The following is an 18,122-nucleotide window of genomic DNA, read 5'->3' on the forward strand; positions in this document are numbered from 1 at the left end:
CGTGTCGTGGGAAGGGGTCGGGGAAGGGTCGGCTTCAGGGCATCGGCACGGCGTGGAACACCGCGTCGATGATCTGCTCGGGCTTGACCCCGCTGGCCAGGGCGTCGAACGTGAGCACGAGCCGGTGGCGCAGAACCCCGTAGCGCATGGCCCGCACATCGTCGGGGGTGACGTAGTCGCGCCCCTGCAGCAGCGCGTGCGCCTGCCCCACGCGCATCAGCGCGAGGGAGCCGCGGGGGCTGGCGCCGACGCGCACGGACTGCGTCAGGTTCGGCACCGGGCGCGGACCGGAGCCGCGGGTGGTGAAGACCAGGTCGATGATGTACCGCTTCACGGCCGGATCGACATAGACGGCGTCGACCATCGACTGCAGGAACTGCACGTCCTCCAGCGAGACGTTGCCCAGGGCCTCCCGGGGCCCGGTCAGGCTGCCCGAGGTCGAGCGGTCGAGGATCTCGTGCTCCTCGCCCGGCCGCGGGTAGGTCAGGATCTCCTTCATGAGGAAGCGATCCATCTGCGCCTCGGGCAGGACGTAGGTGCCCTCCTCCTCGATCGGGTTCTGGGTGGCCAGCACCATGAACGGTTCGGGCAGGTGGTACACCTCGCCGCCGATGGAGGTCTGGCGCTCCTGCATCGCCTCGAGCATGGCCGACTGCGTCTTGGCGCTGGAGCGGTTGATCTCGTCCAGCAGCACGACGTTGGCGTGGACCGGACCCAGCTGGGTGGTGAAGGTGCCGGAGCCGTAGTTGAAGATCTGCGTGCCGATGATGTCGTTCGGCATCAGGTCCGGGGTGCACTGGATGCGCGCGAACGACCCGGTGATCGATGAGGCCAGTGCACTGGCGGCGGTCGTCTTGGCCAGGCCGGGCACGGACTCGAGCAGCACGTGGCCGCCGGCGGCCAGGGCGGTCAGCAGGGTCAGCCGCAGGTTCTCCTGGCCGACCACGCGGGACTGGAAGACCTTCGCGATGGTGGAGACGATCGAGGAGCTGCGCTCGAGATCGGCGGGCGGGATCGCCGACGAGGAGGGGGCGAAGTCACCGGGCCGTCGCTGCGGCCCGCCCTGAGCGGACCCGCCCTGACCGGGCCGGCCGGGGCCCGGGGCTGCGCCGGGAGGTCCAGCTGGTGCTGCCTGCTGGCTCGGTGGATTGCTCATGCGCTGCGGCTCCCCCGTCGTGCGTACCTGTTGTGCCTGCTGGTCCGCGTCGATCCTAACGGCAGTGGGCTCCGGCGGTGTCGCCGCGTCCGCGGGCAGCGGTGGGAGAAGGTGCAGTGGCAGAATGCGCAGGTGCTAGCAGATCGTTTCGACCGCGCCACGCCCCCGGTCGCACCCACCGCCCCCGGACTCTCCGTGGACGACCAGGGACGCGGCACCTTCGCCGTAGCGGCCCCGCGCGCCGGTGCGGTGGATCTGTGCATCCGCCAGGGCACCGCCGAGCGCCGGGTGCGTCTGCGGCACTTCGACGGCGGCCTGCGCTGGGACCACGTCACCGGCATGCTCCCGGGCACGCGGTACGGGCTGCGGGTCCATGGCCCGTGGGATCCCGCGGCGGGCCTGCTGTCCAACCCGCGCAAGCTGCTGCTGGACCCGTGGGCCCGCGGCGTGTCGCACTCCTCGCCGCTGCTGAGCTACTTCTTCCCGTTCGAGGTGGACGCGATGCTGGATCGCGTCGGCGACCCGCCGGTGGCCAGCGACATCGACGACGGCGAGGACGCGGTGTGGTCCGTCGTCGTCTCCGACGCCTTCGACTGGCAGGACGACCTGCGTCCGCTGGTCGACTGGGACGCCACCGTGCTGTACGAGGCGCACGTGAAGGGACTGACCCGGCTGCACCCCGACGTCCCGGCCGAGCAGCGCGGCACCTACGCCGGACTCGGCCACCCCGCGGTCACCGGCCACCTGCGCGACCTGGGCGTGACCAGCGTCGAGCTGCTGCCGATCCATGCCGCGATGGACGAGCCGCACCTGACCCGGCTGGGACTGCCGAACTACTGGGGCTACTCCACGCTGTCGTTCTTCGCCCCGGAGCCGTCGCTGGCCACGGCCGCCGCCCAGAACGCCGGCGCGCAGGCCGTGCTCGACGAGGTCAAGACCATGGTGCGCAGCCTGCACGCCGCGGGCCTCGAGGTGATCCTCGACGTGGTCTACAACCACACCGCCGAGGGCGGGGCCGACGGGCCGGCCCTGTCCCTGCGCGGGCTGGACAACCGTGAGTACTACTGGATGGACCAGGGCACCTTCGTCGACGTCACCGGCACCGGGGGCACCCTGGATCCGCGCTCGGTGCACGTGATGGACCTGATCCTGGCCTCGCTGCGCTACTGGGTCAGCGAGGTCCACGTCGACGGGTTCCGCTTCGACCTGGCCGCGACGCTGGGTCGCGAGGACCGCGGTTTCCGGCCCGACCATCCCCTGCTGCGCGCGATCGTCACCGACCCCGTGCTGCGCGGGGTCAAGCTGATCGCCGAGCCGTGGGACGTCGGCACCGGCGGCTGGCAGACCGGCGGCTTCCCGGTGCCGTTCGCCGAATGGAACGGCGCCTTCCGCGATGACGTGCGGGCCTTCTGGCTCTCCGACCGCGCCCAGCGCGCACGCACCGGCGAGGACGGCATCGGCGGCGTGCGCGACCTCGCGACCCGTCTCGCCGGTTCCAGCGATCTGCTGACCGGGCAGGACCCCGAGCAGCTGCCGCCCGGCCGCAGCCTCCGTTCGCCGTGGGCATCGATCAACTACGTCACCGCCCACGACGGCTTCACCCTGCGCGATCTCACCGTGTACGAGACCAAGCGCAACCAGGCCAACGGCGAGGACAACCGCGACGGCACCTCCGACAACCGTTCCTGGAACCACGGCCACGAGGGAGAGGCCGGGCCCGAGGATCACCAGCTCGAGGCGTCCCGCCGTCGCACCGCCCGCGGCATGCTCGCCACCCTGCTGCTGGCGTCCGGGACCCCGATGCTGACGGCCGGGGACGAGATGGGCCGCACCCAGCAGGGCAACAACAATGCCTACTGCCAGGACAACGAGATCTCGTGGGTCCCGTGGAGGCCCGGTCCCCTGCGTGAGACGGTCAAGCGCGTCCTGGCGCTGCGCGGTGAGCATCCCCAGCTGCGCTCGCCCCACTTCCTGCGCCCGGCAGATCCCGCCGCCCTGGATGCGGGAGCGGTGGCATGGTTCGGGGCCGACGGGCAGGAGCTGGACCATGCGGCATGGATGGACCCGTCCCGGCACCTGCTGGCCATGCTCCGTCCTGCGGTGCCCGGCCGTGAGGGATCCCAGCACCTGCTGGTGATCCTCTCGGCCGAGGCGGAGGCCACCACCGTGCAGCTGCCGGGCCCGCCGTGGCCGCAGGGCCGGGCCCGCGTGCTCCTGGACACCGCGCTCGAGCGCCAGGACGATCTGCCCGCCGCTCCGGTGCGCGACCGCGCGGTCGTGGTGGAGCCGGCCAGCGTGGTGGTCCTCGGGATCACCGCCGACGACCCGGGGGAGGTCCGCGAACAGCTATCGTGAGGACCGTCACCGCGTCCGACGCAGACACCGAGGTGTCAGGCAGGAGAGGCCATGTCCGAGACCACCGAGTCCATCCCTCGTCACCGGCGCCCGGCGGGCCTCGACGCGGGCATCGGCCGGATCCCGATCATGGACGTCCGCCCCGTCGTCGACGGTGGGCGGTTCCCGGCCTCCTGCGCCGAGGGCGAGACGGTGACGATCTCCGCGAACGCCTTCCGCGAGGGCCACGACGCGATGGGGGTCCAGGCCGTGCTGACCGACCCCGACGGGGCGGAGCAGCGCCTGCGGATGGAGTCGGTCAACCCCGGCCTCGACCTGTGGGAGACGACCGTGCGCACGGATCGCACGGGGCACTGGTCCTTCCGCATCGAAGCGTTCTCGGCGCCGTACGACACCTGGGCGCACACCGCGGAGGTCAAGATCCCCGCGGGCATCGATCCCGACCTGGTCTGCGCCGAGGGCGCCCTGGTCCTGTCCCGGGTGCTCGCCGAGGTCGAGGCGGGCGAGCGTCCCGCCGGTGACGGACCGGTGGTCCGCGCGGCGCTGGAGAGCCTGCGCTCCCCGGGCCTGCCCGCATCGGCCCGCGTGGCCCCCGCCCTGGCGGCGGATCTGCGCGGGCTGCTCGCCGAGCGGCCCCTGCGCGAGGGAGTGACCGTCTCCGGCCCGTACCGTCTGGTCGTCCACCGCCGGCGCGCGCTGTACGGCTCCTGGTACGAGCTCTTCCCCCGCTCCGAGGGGGCCCGCTTCGAGCCCGAGCGCGGATGGGTCTCAGGCACCCTGGCCACGGCCGCGAAGTCGCTGGAGCGAATCGCGGACATGGGCTTCGACGTCGCCTACCTGACCCCGATCCACCCCATCGGCACCACGTTCCGCAAGGGCCGCAACAACACCCTGGATCCGCGGCCCGGCGATCCCGGCTCCCCGTACGCGATCGGGTCGGCCGACGGGGGCCACGACGCGATCCACCCCGATCTGGGCACCGAAGAGGACTTCGAGGCCTTCGTCGGCCGCGCGCAGGAGTTGGGGCTCGAGGTCGCCATGGACCTCGCCCTGCAGTGCTCCCCCGACCATCCGTGGGTGAGCGAGCACCCGGAGTGGTTCACGGTCCGGGCCGACGGCACCATCGCCTACGCGGAGAACCCGCCGAAGAAGTACCAGGACATCTACCCGCTCAGCTTCGACACCGACTACGAGGGTCTGTACGCGGCGATCCGGGACGTGCTGGAGCTGTGGGTCTCCCGCGGCGTGACGCTGTTCCGGGTCGACAATCCCCACACCAAGCCGGTGCGGTTCTGGGAGGAGCTGCTGGCGGAGTTCGACGAGAAGCACCCCGAGGTCATCTTCCTCGCCGAGGCCTTCACCCGGCCCACGATGATGCACACCCTGGGCAAGGTCGGCTATCACCAGAGCTACACCTACTTCACGTGGCGGCACACGGCCGAGGAGCTGCGCGAATACCTCGAGGAGCTGGTCGCGGCGGCGCCGTACATGCGTCCCAGCTTCTGGCCCACCACGCATGACATCCTCACCCCGTTCATGTCCTCCGGCGGGCGCAACGCCTTCGTGCGGCGCGCGATCCTCGCGGCGACCCTGGTGCCGACGTGGGGCATCTACAGCGGCTACGAGCTGGTCGAGGACGTGCCGCGCCCGGGCGCGCAGGAGCAGATCGACAACGAGAAGTACGAGTACAAGCCGCGCGATTACGCCGGTGCCCTCGCCGCGGGCACGAGCCTGCAGCCGCTGCTGAGGGATCTCAACCGCATCCGTCGCGAGCATCCCGCCCTGCAGTCGCTGACCGCGATCCGCTTCCACGAGGCCGACGATGCCCAGGTGCTGGTCTTCTCCAAGCATCTCGACGCCCACGCCAGCGGCACCGGCGCACCGGACACGATCCTCGTCGTCTCCCTCACCGAGCACGACCGCGATGCCTGGACCACCCTGCACCTGGATCCCGCCGAGCTCGGCCTCGAGGATCCCGACCGCCCGTTCGAGGTCGAGGACCTGATGACCTCGGAGCGCTTCACCTGGACCCGGGATCCCTACGTCATCCTCAGCGCGAGCGACCGGCCCGCGCACATCCTGCGGATCATCCACCCCGAGGAGGCCTGACATGACCGGCCCGACAGACCCCGTCCCCTCACCGTCTCCCACCGCGCCGCATCCCCCCGCCCCGCAGGTGATGCCCCTGAGCGACCACGAGCGCGGCGCCACCGCGGCCGGCAGCTATCACGATCCCCATTCGGTGCTCGGCGCCCACGAGTACGACGGCGGCGTCACGGTGCGGACCCTGAAGCCCTTCGCCCGGGCCGTGGAGGTGCTCCTGCCCGACGGCAGCTCGGCCGCGATGGAGCACGAGTTCGAGGGCATCTGGGTGGCCTCGCTGCCGATGGCCGAGCTCCCCTCCTACCGGGTGCGCGTCACCTGGGCCGGCGGGGAGTCCCCCGTCGAGTACGAGGAGCCGTACCGCTTCTGGCCGACGGTCGGCGAACTCGACCGGCACCTGATCGGAGAGGGCCGTCACGAGGAGCTGTGGCGGGCCCTGGGGGCGCACGTGCGCACGATCGACGAGGTCGCGGGGACCTCCTTCGCCGTCTGGGCGCCCAACGCCCGGGCCGTGCAGGTCGTCGGCGGCTTCAACGGCTGGGACGGACGCGGCCACGCCCTGCGCTCCCTGGGCTCCTCCGGGATCTGGGAGATCTTCGTGCCGGGGGTCGGCGTCGGCGAGACCTACAAGTTCCGCATCCTGGGGGCCGACGGGGTCTGGAAGGACAAGGCCGACCCGATGGCCCGACGGGCCGAGGTGCCTCCCGCGACCGGCTCCGTCGTCACCGACAGCGACTTCGAGTGGAGCGATGACGCCTGGCTCGCCGAGCGCGCCTCCCACGACCCGGTCTCCTCGCGGATGTCGATCTACGAGCTGCACCTGGGCAGCTGGAGGCCGGGCCTGGGCTACCGGGAGCTCGCCACCGAGCTCGTCGACTACGTCACCGAGCTCGGCTTCACCCACGTCGAGCTGATGCCGCTGGCCGAGCATCCCTTCGGCGGCTCCTGGGGGTACCAGGTCACCGGCTACTACGCGCCCACCTCGCGCCTGGGATCGCCGGACGAGCTGCGCCACCTGATCGATGCGCTGCATCGGGCCGGCATCGGGGTGATCGTGGACTGGGTCCCCGCCCACTTCCCCAAGGACGAATGGGCCCTGGCCCGCTTCGACGGCACCCCGCTGTACGAGCACGCCGATCCCCGCCGGGGGGAGCATCCCGACTGGGGCACCTACGTCTTCGACACCGGACGGCACGAGGTGCGCAACTTCCTGGTCTCCAACGCCTGCTACTGGCTCGAGGAGTTCCACGTGGACGGCCTGCGGGTCGACGCCGTCGCCTCCATGCTCTACCTCGACTACTCCCGCGAGGACGGCCAGTGGGTGCCGAACCAGTACGGGGGGCGCGAGGACCTGGAGTCCATCGCATTCCTGCAGGAGGCCACCGCCACCGCGTCCAAGCGTGCTCCCGGGATCGTGATGATCGCCGAGGAGTCCACGTCGTTCCCCGGAGTCACCGCCTCCACGGACACCGGCGGGCTCGGCTTCGACTTCAAGTGGAACATGGGGTGGATGCACGACACCCTCGTCTACCTCGGCGAGGACCCCATCAACCGTCAGTACCATCACGGCGAGCTGACGTTCTCGATGGTCTACCAGTACTCCGAGAACTTCGTCCTGCCCATCAGCCACGACGAGGTGGTCCACGGCAAGGGCTCCCTGCTGCGCAAGGCACCGGGCGACGAGTGGCAGCAGGCGGCCTCGCTGCGCGCGTACCTGGCGCTGCAGTGGACCCACCCCGGCAAGCAGCTGCTGTTCATGGGCAGCGAGTTCGCCCAGGGCACCGAGTGGTCCGAGCAGGACGGCCTGCCGTGGTGGCTGCTGGAGTACCCGCTCCACCGTGGGGCCCAGCAGCTGGTCACCGACCTCAACGCGCTCCAGGCCGAGCTGTCCTCGCTGTACGAGCGCGACCAGGACCCGGGCGGCTTCGAGTGGCTGATCGGGGACGACGCCGGCCACAACACGATCGCGTTCGTGCGGCGCAACGACGCCGGCGAGCCGGTGGTGGTGGTCCTGAACTTCTCCCCCGAGCCGTGGCACCAGTACCGGGTGCCGCTGCCCGAGGGCGGGACGTGGCTCGAGCTGCTGAACACCGATGCGCCGGTCTACGGCGGCAGCGGGATCGGGAACCTCGGACGGGTCGACGCCGAGTCCCTGCCGGTCCACGGCCGCGAGCACTCGGTGCGCCTGGCCGTGCCGCCGCTGGGCGCCGTGATCCTGGCGCCGCAGCGGCTGCGGGAGACCTGAGAGCCGCCCCGGGGCGCCCGGCCCGTCAGAACAGCAGGTTCGCCAGGCGCTTGCGGGCGGGGGCGACGCGAGGATCGGCGGGGCCGGCCACCTCGAACAGCTCCAGCAGGCGGGCGCGCACGACGTCCTTGGTCTCCTGGTCGGCGCCGCGGAGCTGATCGAGCAGCCGGCCGAACGCGTCGTCGACGTGGCCGCCGAGCATGTCGAGATCGGCGGCCAGCAGCTGCGCGTCCAGGTCTCCGGGGCGCTGGGCGGCGTCCTCGCGGACCTTGGTGGGCTCGGCGTCCTGCGTGCGACGCATCAGCGAGACGGTGGCCAGCCCTGCCTTCGCCTCGGCATCGGCCGGTGAGTCACTGAGCTGCTTCTCGTAGGCCGCGACGGCCGCATCGAGGTCGCCCTTCTCGATCGCCTCGTACGCCTCCGCGATCAGCGGGGGCAGCGGTTCCTCCTGCGGCTCCTGGTCCTCGCCCTGGCCGGCGCCGCTGGTGTCCATGCCCTGCTGACGAGCGACCTCGAGCACCTGGGTGATGAGGTTGTCGATCTCCGCGTCCGGCAGGACCGCCTGGACGATCGGCTGGACCTGGCCGAGGATGAGCAGCATCAGGGTGGGCAGCTGCTCGACGCGCAGGGCGGCGGCGACCCGCTGCTGGGTATCCGCGTCGACGGTGGCCAGGCGGATCGCTCCGCCCTGGGCGTCGACGGCGCGCCGCAGGGAGCCCAGGAACTGTGCTCCGTTCGTGACCCGCGAACTGGTCACCAGCAGCAGGGTCGGGATCTGCTGCGAATCGGCGACCAGCTGCTCCAGGCCCTGCTCGGTCACGGCCACCTCGTGCTTCGCGGGAGTGCCGGCGGTCCCGGCCGCTCCCCCGCCGTTGCCGCCCTGGCCGGAGCCTGCCGGCTGCTTCAGGGCTGCGAGGTCGATGATTCCGTACGGATCGGTCACGGGAGTGCTCCTTCGACGTGGTCTGATGCAGACAGTCTAGGGAATCCGGCAGTCCAGGAAATCCGGCGGGATCTCACTCGCCCGTGACGCTCAAGGTGGTCCGGGTCCCACCGATCGGCTGGACCTGGGCGTCCGATCCCTCGGGCGGAACGTAGAGGGCGACGTGATTGCCGTACTCGCGGACGTACTGCTCGGTGAACTCCTGGGTGCCCGCCGCCGCCGTGAACCTGCTCTCGGGATAGTTCACGGTCGCGTCGTTCCTGACGGTCATCGTGCGCGTGGACCGCAGGGTCCCCATCACGATGGCGCCGCCGTCATCGGTGCGCAGCCCGGCGAACTCCGCGTCGTCGACCTCGTAGGTCTCGCGGATGGTCGCGGCCTCGTCCTTCTCCACTCCCTCGTTCAGCGCGGCCCGTTCGGCCTGGATCCCCTCGTGCAGATCGGTGAGGTAGGGATCGGTGGCGAGCCGGTCGTCGGGATCCGCCTTGTCACCATCGGTGAGGGTGGCGGCGTACAGGCTCAGGGCCTCGGCGGGGGTCATGATCAGACCGTCGGCGTCGGTCGCGACCGGCTCGGAGCCGACGCGCTGGTCGGCCACGCTGGGCATCTCGACGTCCACGGCCTGCTCCGCCCATCCCCAGGTCGTGTACGGGGACTTCGCATCGGCCTGCTGCAGGGCCATGAAGAACGGTGCGCCGTCCTCCGCGGAGTTCTCGACCATGGCGATCGCGACGCGGGGGAACTCCGTGCTCACGGTGGTCATCGGCACGATGATCTTCGGAGCGGGCACGGTGAGCTCCTCGGCCCACGCCTCGGCCTTCGCGATCAGCGCGTACGTGGCGCCGCGGAACTCCGCCGCGGAGCCGGAAACCCGCGGGGCGAGCTTCTCGGCGTCGCGGGCCTCGTCGGCCTCGGCCACCGCCGCGTTGATCTCCTCGACGAAGCGGTCGAACTGCTCGGCGGTCTGGGCCGGTGTGGGCTCGGCGAGCGAAGGGCCCTCGGGCGGGGCGGGCGGGGCCTCGGGCTCGGAGCCGCATGCCGCGAGCACTCCCGAGGCGAGCAGGGACCCCGCACCGAGGAACAGGCCACGGCGGGCGATGGGTCGGCTCGTCATCCGTTCATCCTTCCAGGCGGATCGGCGCTGGGGGCTCATCGGCGCTCCTCGCTGCTCGGTCCGTTCTCGTCCAGCGTGTCCTCGTCGAGGCGCCGGACCGGCTCATCGCCGTCGTCCCCGGGGTCGCGATCCTGGAACAGGCGGACCGGGGCCCACTCGTCGCCCGATGCGGGCTCGTCGTCCGGGACGACGCCGAGGGTCTCGGTCTCCTCACCGACGGCCGGCTCGTCGGAGCCGGAGCCGGCCGCGGGCCGCCCGCCGGGGATCACCACGGGGGCCGTGTCGGCTTCGTGCGGCCCCGGACGCTGCCGGGACGGCTCCGTCGTGGCGGGCTCCTCCGGGGCGCTGTCGGCGCTGCCCGTCTCGGCGGGCGCGGTGCCGTCGGCCTCCGAGGATGGGCGGTGCGCGCCGGCAGCGCCGGCAGCGACGGTGCCGTGGGCGCTCGTGTCCGCGGCTTCGCCCTCGAGCTCATCCTCGCGACGGCGACCGCCGAGCGAGACGACGAGCAGGACCAGGCCGATCACGGCGATCGCGGCACCGCCCGCGTAGGCATAGGGAACCCACTCGTTCTCGTCGTCCACCGGCCAGGTGATCGAGACGGACTGCGCGCCGGGATCGCTGCCGTCGGTGACCACGAGGATCGCGCGGTAGACCTGCTTGTTCTCCCCCGTCTCCCCTTCGGCGAAGTCCTCGACCGGCATCGTGAACGGGCTCGGCGACGTCTCCACGCTGCGCCAGAGGTCCGAGCCGGTCGGGTCGCTCAGCTCGCCGGCCCCATCGGGGTTGACCTCCTGCGTGCTCAGCGTGGTCCAGTCGCTCGCCCCGGTGATGCGGGTGTAGCGGGTATCAGCCAGGTAGGCCTCGATGTCGCTGTTGGCCGCGGTGATCACGGAGACGTCGGAGGCTCCTTCGATGCTGACCTCGCCCTCCGTCCCGCCGACGTAGAGCACGCCCGGATCGATCACCACGGCCGGGCCCGGGTCCTCGAGCTCCACCGTGGCGGTGGTCTCGGTGGCCGGCGCCCACGTCGTCTCGCCGAGGCGGCCCAGCACCAGTCCGATCAGGCCGACCAGTACCAGGAGGACGGCGAGCAGGCGTTGCACGGTAGGAAGCTCCTTCGGGGCGGCCCGGCAGCGGGCCCAGGCGGGGGACCTGCCCACGATAGGGCCGGGACGCGCTCGGCGACAGCCCCACGTGAGCATCTGCACCTGCGTAAAGATCGCCTCATGGCCTGCTCATCCGCGCCCCATGCGAGCCCCCGGCCCACCCCATCGGTGCCGTACCCTGTCGGAGTGCGTCTCGTCGTTGCTCGTTGTTCCGTCGACTACACCGGTCAACTCACCGCCCATCTGCCCGCGGCTCCCCGGCTGCTGATCGTCAAGGCCGACGGCAGCGTCCTGATCCATTCCGATGGGGGCAGCTACAAACCGCTGAACTGGATGAGCCCGCCGTGCACCCTGCGCGTGAGCACGCGCGACCCGGAGGAGGCGGCCGGCGATCCCGAGGGCGAGTGGCTCGAGCAGTGGGACGTCGTCCACGACAAGTCCGGGGACCGGCTCCGGGTGCGCCTGCACGAGACCTTCCAGGACACCGCCCATGAGCTGGGTGTGGATCCGGGGCTGCAGAAGGACGGGATCGAGGCCCATCTGCAGGCCCTCCTGGCCCAGAACATCGAGACCCTGGGCACCGGATGGTCCCTGGTGCGGCGCGAGTACGGCACCGCCATCGGACCGGTCGACATCCTCGCCCGCGACGGCGACGGGACCTCCGTGGCGATCGAGATCAAGCGCCGCGGTGAGATCGACGGCGTCGAGCAGCTCACCCGGTATCTCGAGCTGCTCAACCGCGACCCGCTGCTCGCCCCGGTGCGCGGCATCTTCGCCGCCCAGGCCATCAAACCGCAGGCCCGCGTGCTCGCCGAGGACCGCGGCATCGACTGCGTGACGCTGGACTACGACGCCCTGCGCGGAATCGACGACGTCGACTCGCGGCTGTTCTGATCCCCCGACCGAGGAGACCGCATGAACGTTCCCGTCGACCTCGCCCTGAGCGGCACCGCTGTGCTCGACCGCGGCGTCCTCCCCGGTGCGCTGGTGCTGATCGCCGGAGGCGACATCGTCTGGTCCGGGCCGGCCGCCCACGCCCCGGAGCACAGCGCCACCGAGACGCTCGAACATCCCGGGCTCATCCTCCCGGGCCTGGTGGACCTGCACTGCCACGGCGGCGGCGGAGCCTCCTTCCCCGACGCCTCCGGACCTCGTGACATGCTCACCGCGGTCCGCGAGCACCGTCGCCACGGCACCACCTCGCTGGTGGCCTCGCTGGTGACCGCTCCGGCGGCGGTCCTGCGCGACCGGGTCCGCGACCTCGCAGGGCTCGCGGCCGACGGGGAGATCGCCGCGATCCATCTCGAGGGTCCGTTCATCTCCGCCGACCGCCGCGGCGCGCAGAACCCCGAGCACATCGTGGCCGGAGACCCGGATCTGGTGCGGGAGCTCGCCGAGATCGCCGGCGGCGCGCTGGCGACCATGACCGTGGCCCCCGAGGCGGAGGACGCCGATGCGGTCATCGAGGCCCTCGCCGAGGTCGGGGCCGTGCCCTCGCTCGGGCACACCGACGGCTCCAGCGCTGCGATGACTCGCGCCGTGGCACTCTCCCGCGAGCAGCTGCGCCGTGAGCACGGCCGCTCACCGAGACCGACGGCCACCCACCTGTTCAACGGGATGCGCCCGATCCATCACCGTGACCCCGGCCCCGTGCTCGCGGCCCTGGACGCGGCGGCGCGCGGAGACCTGGTGGCAGAGCTGATCGCCGATGGCGTCCACCTCGATGCCCGCACCGTCGCGCACGTCTTCGCCGTCGCCGCGGAGGATGCCGTGGTGCTGGTGACCGACGCGATGGCCGCAGCGGGCATGCCCGACGGTCAGTACCGCCTCGGGGCCCTGGACGTCACCGTCGATGCCGGGGTGGCGACCCTGACCGGCGGCACGTCGATCGCCGGCGGCACCGCCCATCTGCTGGATGTGGTCCGTCTTGCGGTGACCGAGGCGGGCGTCGACCTGGCCCGCGCGGTGCACGCGGCCAGCGCGGTCCCGGCCGGTGTGCTGGGCATGCAGGACCGGATCGGCTCCCTCGAGCCCGGCCGACGGGCCGACGTGGTGCTGACCGACGCCGGGCTGCGACCGGTCACGGTGCTGCGCGGCGGCGTCCCGGTCGGCGACTGAGCGGGGCAGCGACTGAACGGGGCGGCGGCCCGTTCCCGGTCAGTCGGCGTCGCCGAGGACCAGGCCCGTCGGTGCGGCTTCGAGCCACGAGTTCAGGGCCGCCCCGGAGGTGAGGTCGACGATCGCGCGGATCTCCCGATCCCCGCGCATCGTGAACTCGACCAGATAGGTGTCGTGGCCGCCCTCGATCTGGGCCGGCAGCCGACGGCGGGAGACGTCCAGGACATCCGCCCGGCGGATGACGACCTCGGGACGAAGCCGCAGGGAGAAGGCGCGGAACCAGCGCAGACGGTCGGTGCCGAACCGCATCATGCCGTGCTGCCAGCTCTCACCGCCGACCAGCCCGCGACGCTGCAGGCTGCACTCGAAGGCGCCGCGCTGGCGGGACAGCGCCAGCTGGCGGCACACCAGTCCCACCGCCAGCACCACCACCGCCACGAGAATGAGCATCCCGGTCCCCAGGAGGAGGACCGGGATGCTCAGATCGATCATGGGCGGGGAGGGCTCCGGTCAGCGATCCGTGTCGCGGACCTCGGCGTCATCCACGCCGATGGTGACGACGTCGGCATCGACCGAGACGAACCCGCCGTGGACCGCACGCTCGGTGACGGAGCCGTCCTGGTCGATGATGCGCACGGCGCCGCGGTCGAGAATCGCGAGCGTGGGCTGCATCTGCGGCAGGATGCCCATGGAGCCGTCGACCGCGGGCACGACGACCTGCGCGGCCTGCCCCGACCAGACGGTGCGATCCGCGGTGACGAACGTGACCTCGAGGGAGCTCACTGACCGAGCTCCTTCTGGATCCGGTGATGGTTCTCGAGCACCATGTCGATGCCGCCGACGTTGTAGAACGCCTGCTCGGTGATGTGGTCGAACTCGCCGTCGCAGATGCCCTTGAAGCCCTCGATGGTGTCGCGCAGCGACACGTCCGAGCCCTCGACGCCGGTGAACTGCTTGGCGAGGTGGGTGTTCTGAGAGAGGAACTGCTGGATGCGGCGGGCGCGCGAGACGATCACCTTGTCCTCTTCGGAGAGCTCGTCCACGCCCAGCATCGCGATGATGTCCTGGAGCTCCTTGTTGCGCTGCAGGATCTGTCGCACGCGCACCGCGGTGTCGTAGTGCTCCTGACCCACGTACCGCGGGTCGAGGATGCGCGAGGTGGAGCTCAGGGGGTCGATCGCCGGGTACAGGCCGCGCGAGGCGATCTCACGGGAGAGCTCGGTGGTCGCATCCAGGTGGGCGAACGTGGTCGCCGGGGCCGGGTCGGTGTAGTCGTCGGCCGGCACGTAGATGGCCTGCATCGAGGTGATGGAGTGGCCGCGGGTCGAGGTGATCCGCTCCTGCAGCACGCCCATCTCGTCCGCCAGGTTGGGCTGGTAGCCCACCGCCGAGGGCATGCGGCCCAGCAGCGTGGAGACCTCCATGCCGGCCTGGGTGAAGCGGAAGATGTTGTCGATGAACAGCAGCACGTCCTGGCTCTGGACATCGCGGAAGTACTCCGCCATCGTCAGTGCGGACAGGGCGACGCGGAGGCGGGTGCCCGGCGGCTCGTCCATCTGGCCGAAGACCAGAGCGGTCTTGTCGATGACGCCGGACTCGGTCATCTCCTCGATCAGGTCCCAGCCCTCACGGGTGCGCTCGCCGACGCCGGCGAACACGGAGACGCCGTCGTGGTTGTTGGCCACGCGGTAGATCATCTCCTGGATCAGCACCGTCTTGCCCACACCGGCGCCGCCGAACAGGCCGATCTTGCCGCCCTGGACGTACGGGGTCAGCAGGTCGATCGACTTGATGCCGGTCTCGAACATCTGCGTCTTCGACTCGAGCTGGTCGAAGTTCGGGGCCTTGCGGTGGATGGGCCAGCGGTCCTGGACCTGGAGCTGGTCGGCAGGCTTGTTCAGCGGGTTGCCCACCACGTCGAACACGGTGCCGAGGGTCGCATCGCCCACCGGCACGGAGATCGCCGCGCCGGTGTCGAGGACAGCCTGGCCGCGGACGAGGCCGTCGGTCGGCTTCAGCGCGATCGCGCGGACCATGCCGTCGCCGAGGTGCTGGGCGGTCTCGAGCGTGAGCGTCGAGGCCTCCAGGCCGGAGCCCTCACCGGAGATCTCGATGGTCAGGGCGTTGTAGATGTCCGGGATGCTGCCCGGGGGGAACTCGATGTCGACGACGGCGCCGGTGACGCGGGCGACGCGCCCGGTGGCGCCCTGCGCCTCGGCGGCGGGGGCCTGGGTATCGGTAAGGGTGGTCATGTCCATTCTCTCCACTGGGTGCGACGCCGGCGCGGTGCTGCAGCGCCTCAGCGTTCGGTGCGGCCGGATCCCGAGAGCGCGTCGGCGCCGCCGACGATCTCGGTGATCTCCTGGGTGATCTCCGCCTGGCGAGCGGTGTTCGCCAGCCGGGTGAACTTGTCGATCTGGGTCTCGGCGTTGTCGGTGGCGGTCTTCATCGCCCGCTGGCGCGAGGCGTGCTCGGACGCCATCGACTGCAGCAGGATGTTGATGATCCGCGACTCGACGTAGCGCGGGATCAGCTCCGAGACGACGGTGTCGGCGTCCGGGGCGAAGTCGTACAGGGGGTACGTGGGCTTGTGCTCCCCCGTCTCCGCCTCGACCAGCCCCATCGGCACCAGACGGATCTGAGCCGTCTTCTGGATGAAGCGGGTCTCGAACCGGGTGCCGACCACGTAGAGCTCATCGAGGTGCTCGGCCGGGTCGAGGGAGAGCAGATCGGCCGTGACCGTCTGGGCGATGTCGCGCCCCAGGTCCGGCAGCTCCTCCTCCTTGTACGGCGTCCACGAGCGGTGCGGCGGACGGTTGCGGAACCGGTAGTACGAATCGCCCTTGCGGCCGACGACGTACATCACCGGGTCCTTGCCCTGGTCCCGCAGGAGGTTCGCCAGCTGTTCCGCGGAACGGATCGCATTGGGCGAGTAGGCCCCGGCCATGCCGCGGTCCGCGGTGATCAGCAGGATGCCGACGCGGCCGGTCTCCTGGCGCTCCGCCTGCAGGAAGGGGTGAGCGATCTCGTTCGAGTGCGTGGCGACCGAGCCGATGGCGCGGGTGATCGCCTCGGCGTACGGAGTGGTCGCCGTGACCCGGGCGTGGGCCTTGGCGATGCGCGAGGCCGCGATCATCTCCTGGGCCTTGAAGATCTTCTTCATGCCCTGGGCGGACCTGATCCGCTGCTTGTAGATCCTCTGCTGGGCTCCCATGTCTCTCCTCGTGCGGGGGTGGATGCGTCCTCGGCGGGCGGCCGCCGTCCTGCCGGACGGCGGCCTCACGCATCAGCCGCGGACGATCTGCTCCTGCTCGATCTGATCGGCGTCGAGCCGGCCGGTCTCGTCGGTGCGGCCGGCCTCCGCGCCCTTGCCGGCGAGGTAGTCCCGCTTGACGTCCTCGAGGATCTTCGTGAGCTCCTCCTCCGTCTCGGGAGCGAACTGACCCGTGCTGCGGATGTTCTCCAGCACGCTCCCGTTGTGACGCAGGTGCTCCAGGAGCTGGGCCTCGAAGTCGCGGACGTCCTCGACCTCGATCTCGTCGAACTTGCCGTTGGTGCCGGCCCAGATCGAGACCACCTGCTCCTCGACCGGGAACGGCGAGTACTGGGACTGCTTGAGCAGCTCCATCAGGCGCGCGCCGCGGTTCAGCTGCTGCTTGGAGGCCGCGTCCAGGTCCGAGGCGAACATCGCGAAGGACTCCAGGTCGCGGTACTGCGCCAGGGCGATCTTCAGCGTGCCGGAGACCTTGCGCAGGGCCTTGGTCTGGGCGGAGCCGCCGACGCGGGAGACCGAGACGCCGACGTCGACCGCCGGGCGCTGGTTCGCGTTGAACAGGTCCGACTGCAGGAAGCACTGACCATCGGTGATCGAGATGACGTTGGTCGGGATGTACGCCGAGACGTCGTTGGCCTTGGTCTCGATGATCGGCAGGCCGGTCATCGAGCCACCGCCCATCTCGTCCGAGAGCTTCGCGCAGCGCTCGAGCAGACGGGAGTGGAGGTAGAAGACGTCACCGGGGTACGCCTCGCGGCCCGGCGGGCGGCGCAGCAGCAGCGAAACGGCGCGGTAGGCCTCCGCCTGCTTGGACAGGTCGTCGAAGACGATCAGGACATGCTTGCCCTCGTACATCCAGTGCTGGCCGATGGCCGAGCCGGTGTAGGGGGCGATGTACTTGAAGCCCGCCGGGTCGGAGGCCGGGGCCGCCACGATGGTGGTGTACTCCATCGCGCCGTTCTCCTCGAGCGTCGAGCGCACCGAGGCGATGGTCGAACCCTTCTGGCCGACGGCGACGTAGATGCAGCGCACCTGCTTCTCGGGGTCACCCGAGGCCCAGTTGGCCTTCTGGTTCAGGATCGTGTCGATGCCGATCGCGGTCTTGCCGGTCTGGCGGTCGCCGATGATCAGCTGACGCTGGCCGCGGCCGATGGGGGTCATGGCGTCGATGGCCTTCAGCCCGGTCTGCAGGGGCTGCTTGACCTCCTTGCGCTGCATGACGCCGGGCGCCTGCAGCTCGAGGGCGCGACGGCCGACGGTCTCGATCTCGCCGAGCCCGTCGATCGGGTTGCCGACCGGGTCGACGACGCGGCCGAGGTAGCCGTCGCCCACCGGGACGGAGAGGACCTGGCCCGTGCGACGGACCTCCTGGCCCTCCTCGATGCCGGTGAACTCACCGAGGACGACGACGCCGACCTCGCGCAGTTCGAGGTTCAGTGCGAGTCCGAGCGTGCCGTCCTCGAAGCGGACCAGCTCGTTGGCCATGACGTCGGGGAGGCCTTCGACGCGGGCGATGCCGTCGGCGGCCTCGCTGACGCGGCCGATCTCCTCGCGCTCGGTGGCGCCTGCCTGATAAGTGGACACTGCGGTGTCCAGGGCGTTCCGGATCTCCTCCGGGCTGATCGTGAGCTCCGCCATCTGCTGCTTCGCTTCCTCTCGGTCTCCCCGTCGGACGGGGATGGTCTACAAGATGCTGGGGGACGCCGGG

General features: G+C 71.0%; 14 protein-coding genes. 5 read left to right on the forward strand and 9 right to left on the reverse strand.

The window, feature by feature from the left end:
• Nucleotides 1-34 precede the first annotated feature (34 nt).
• Complete coding sequence (locus ACFQS2_RS14160) at nt 35-1,156, reverse strand: AAA family ATPase (protein WP_377019795.1); 1,122 nt, start codon at nt 1,154-1,156, stop codon at nt 35-37.
• Nucleotides 1,157-1,288: 132 nt separating this feature from the next.
• Between ACFQS2_RS14160 and glgX the strand changes: the two genes are divergently transcribed.
• The 3 genes from glgX to glgB are packed head-to-tail and all read left to right on the forward strand — an operon-like array spanning nt 1,289 to nt 7,859.
• Entirely contained in the window at nt 1,289-3,511 is a 2,223-nt protein-coding gene (glgX, locus tag ACFQS2_RS14165; RefSeq protein ID WP_377794149.1) for a glycogen debranching protein GlgX, read from the forward strand.
• Nucleotides 3,512-3,562: 51 nt separating this feature from the next.
• The gene (locus ACFQS2_RS14170) at nt 3,563-5,620 is read left to right on the forward strand and encodes a maltotransferase domain-containing protein (RefSeq protein WP_377794150.1); all 2,058 of its coding nucleotides are present in this window, start codon (nt 3,563-3,565) and stop codon (nt 5,618-5,620) included.
• A gap of 1 nt (nt 5,621) precedes the next feature.
• Nucleotides 5,622-7,859, forward strand: a complete 2,238-nt coding sequence (gene glgB, locus ACFQS2_RS14175) for a 1,4-alpha-glucan branching protein GlgB (protein ID WP_377794151.1) — start codon at nt 5,622-5,624, stop codon at nt 7,857-7,859.
• A gap of 25 nt (nt 7,860-7,884) precedes the next feature.
• Here glgB and ACFQS2_RS14180 read toward each other — a convergent pair whose 3' ends face one another.
• The 3 genes from ACFQS2_RS14180 to ACFQS2_RS14190 all read right to left on the reverse strand — a co-directional run bounded on the left by ACFQS2_RS14180 (nt 7,885) and on the right by ACFQS2_RS14190 (nt 11,019).
• Entirely contained in the window at nt 7,885-8,802 is a 918-nt protein-coding gene (locus ACFQS2_RS14180) for a co-chaperone YbbN (RefSeq protein WP_377794152.1), read from the reverse strand.
• A 73-nt stretch (nt 8,803-8,875) separates the two neighbouring features.
• Nucleotides 8,876-9,916 carry a hypothetical protein gene (locus tag ACFQS2_RS14185; protein WP_377794153.1) on the reverse strand — a complete coding sequence of 347 codons (1,041 nt, stop codon included), beginning with the start codon at nt 9,914-9,916 and terminating at the stop codon, nt 8,876-8,878.
• Nucleotides 9,917-9,951: 35 nt separating this feature from the next.
• Nucleotides 9,952-11,019, reverse strand: a complete 1,068-nt coding sequence (locus tag ACFQS2_RS14190) for a hypothetical protein (protein ID WP_377794154.1) — start codon at nt 11,017-11,019, stop codon at nt 9,952-9,954.
• A gap of 189 nt (nt 11,020-11,208) precedes the next feature.
• Between ACFQS2_RS14190 and nucS the strand changes: the two genes are divergently transcribed.
• Nucleotides 11,209-11,916, forward strand: a complete 708-nt coding sequence (gene nucS / locus ACFQS2_RS14195) for an endonuclease NucS (protein ID WP_377794155.1) — start codon at nt 11,209-11,211, stop codon at nt 11,914-11,916.
• Between the two features lie 21 nt (nt 11,917-11,937).
• Nucleotides 11,938-13,140 carry an N-acetylglucosamine-6-phosphate deacetylase gene (locus tag ACFQS2_RS14200; protein ID WP_377794156.1) on the forward strand — a complete coding sequence of 401 codons (1,203 nt, stop codon included), beginning with the start codon at nt 11,938-11,940 and terminating at the stop codon, nt 13,138-13,140.
• 39 nt (nt 13,141-13,179) lie between these two features.
• Here the strand turns inward: ACFQS2_RS14200 and ACFQS2_RS14205 are convergent, their stop codons facing one another.
• The 5 genes from ACFQS2_RS14205 to atpA all read right to left on the reverse strand — a co-directional run bounded on the left by ACFQS2_RS14205 (nt 13,180) and on the right by atpA (nt 18,052).
• Nucleotides 13,180-13,632, reverse strand: a complete 453-nt coding sequence (locus ACFQS2_RS14205; RefSeq protein WP_377794157.1) for a DUF2550 family protein — start codon at nt 13,630-13,632, stop codon at nt 13,180-13,182.
• A gap of 18 nt (nt 13,633-13,650) precedes the next feature.
• Nucleotides 13,651-13,923 carry a F0F1 ATP synthase subunit epsilon gene (locus ACFQS2_RS14210; protein WP_377019785.1) on the reverse strand — a complete coding sequence of 91 codons (273 nt, stop codon included), beginning with the start codon at nt 13,921-13,923 and terminating at the stop codon, nt 13,651-13,653.
• On the reverse strand, nt 13,920-15,392 hold the full coding sequence (gene atpD / locus ACFQS2_RS14215) for a F0F1 ATP synthase subunit beta (RefSeq protein ID WP_377019784.1): 1,473 nt from the start codon (nt 15,390-15,392) through the stop codon (nt 13,920-13,922). The genes ACFQS2_RS14210 and atpD overlap by 4 nt, the downstream gene beginning before the upstream one ends.
• A gap of 47 nt (nt 15,393-15,439) precedes the next feature.
• The gene (locus ACFQS2_RS14220) at nt 15,440-16,354 is read right to left on the reverse strand and encodes a F0F1 ATP synthase subunit gamma (RefSeq protein WP_377019783.1); all 915 of its coding nucleotides are present in this window, start codon (nt 16,352-16,354) and stop codon (nt 15,440-15,442) included.
• Between the two features lie 72 nt (nt 16,355-16,426).
• Nucleotides 16,427-18,052 carry a F0F1 ATP synthase subunit alpha gene (atpA, locus tag ACFQS2_RS14225; RefSeq protein ID WP_377019782.1) on the reverse strand — a complete coding sequence of 542 codons (1,626 nt, stop codon included), beginning with the start codon at nt 18,050-18,052 and terminating at the stop codon, nt 16,427-16,429.
• Between the last annotated feature and the right edge of the window lie 70 nt (nt 18,053-18,122).

It is taken from the genome of Brachybacterium sp. GCM10030267, from assembly GCF_042666875.1.
GTDB lineage: Bacteria > Actinomycetota > Actinomycetes > Actinomycetales > Dermabacteraceae > Brachybacterium.

Coding starts and splice junctions, on each gene's coding strand:
- ACFQS2_RS14185 (WP_377794153.1), bottom strand. CDS start 9,916: ATGACGAGCCGACCCATCGCCCGCCGTGGCCTGTTCCTCGGTGCGGGG.
- ACFQS2_RS14200 (WP_377794156.1), top strand. CDS start 11,938: ATGAACGTTCCCGTCGACCTCGCCCTGAGCGGCACCGCTGTGCTCGAC.
- atpD (WP_377019784.1), bottom strand. CDS start 15,392: ATGACCACCCTTACCGATACCCAGGCCCCCGCCGCCGAGGCGCAGGGC.
- ACFQS2_RS14170 (WP_377794150.1), top strand. CDS start 3,563: ATGTCCGAGACCACCGAGTCCATCCCTCGTCACCGGCGCCCGGCGGGC.
- ACFQS2_RS14220 (WP_377019783.1), bottom strand. CDS start 16,354: ATGGGAGCCCAGCAGAGGATCTACAAGCAGCGGATCAGGTCCGCCCAG.
- ACFQS2_RS14205 (WP_377794157.1), bottom strand. CDS start 13,632: ATGATCGATCTGAGCATCCCGGTCCTCCTCCTGGGGACCGGGATGCTC.
- glgB (WP_377794151.1), top strand. CDS start 5,622: ATGACCGGCCCGACAGACCCCGTCCCCTCACCGTCTCCCACCGCGCCG.
- atpA (WP_377019782.1), bottom strand. CDS start 18,052: ATGGCGGAGCTCACGATCAGCCCGGAGGAGATCCGGAACGCCCTGGAC.
- ACFQS2_RS14160 (WP_377019795.1), bottom strand. CDS start 1,156: ATGAGCAATCCACCGAGCCAGCAGGCAGCACCAGCTGGACCTCCCGGC.